The organism is Klebsiella sp. 18074 (genome assembly GCF_902705905.1).
Classification (GTDB): domain Bacteria; phylum Pseudomonadota; class Gammaproteobacteria; order Enterobacterales; family Enterobacteriaceae; genus Klebsiella; species Klebsiella terrigena.
Genome location: NZ_CACSIS010000100.1, coordinates 1 through 583, shown reverse-complemented (window position 1 = coordinate 583; position 583 = coordinate 1). Strand labels below are relative to the sequence as shown.

The window sequence follows — 583 nt, the reverse complement described above, 5'->3', positions numbered from 1 at the left end:
TCCAATAGCCGCATTGAATGGGCTCAGGAGTGGAGGGCGTCGCATGCACAGCCCACTCGCTAAAGTCATGGAGCGTTCGATATTCCGCACCTCCGGCCCTCGCAAGCGCAAAGAAGAAGTTAAGCCATCAGATATCCCAACGATGCTCGGCTACACCGCTCGCCTGGTCGATAAGAAGTGGCTCTGCCTGAGAGCAAGGAGGCCGCATGCTTAATCGAACTCAACGCCGGTGCAAAATCTGCCTGGCGAAGTTTACCGCGGCATTTGAGAATCAGCGGTGGTGCTGTCCTGAACATGGTGCCGAATTTGCCATGCAGGAGTTGGAGAAGAAACGCGAGAAACAGGCCCTGGCGAAAGCCAAGAAAGAACGGGCTGTCTGGCGCAAGCGTAAAGCCGCGGTGAAACCTCTCAAGCACTGGGAAGACATGACCCAGCGTGTCGTTAACGACTATATCCGCGAACGTGACCATAACCTGCCGTGCATCAGCTGCGGCACATGGGAAACAGTTCAGTGGGAGGCCGGGCATTACCGCTCCCGCGGGAAAGCATCCCACCTGCGCTACAACGAGGACAATATCAATAA

The 583-nt window shown here is 55.9% G+C and carries 2 protein-coding genes; both read left to right on the top strand.

All coding sequences use genetic code 11. From position 1 onward, the window contains the following. The first annotated feature begins 43 nt into the window (after positions 1 to 43). Positions 44 to 214 (top strand): NinE family protein, encoded by a 171-nt coding sequence (locus GVK32_RS28720; protein WP_159874151.1) that lies wholly within the window; start codon positions 44 to 46, stop codon positions 212 to 214. Next, a partial coding sequence (locus GVK32_RS28715; RefSeq protein ID WP_200842956.1) for a recombination protein NinG occupies positions 207 to 583 on the top strand: 377 nt, incomplete at its 3' end. The genes GVK32_RS28720 and GVK32_RS28715, both read left to right, overlap by 8 nt.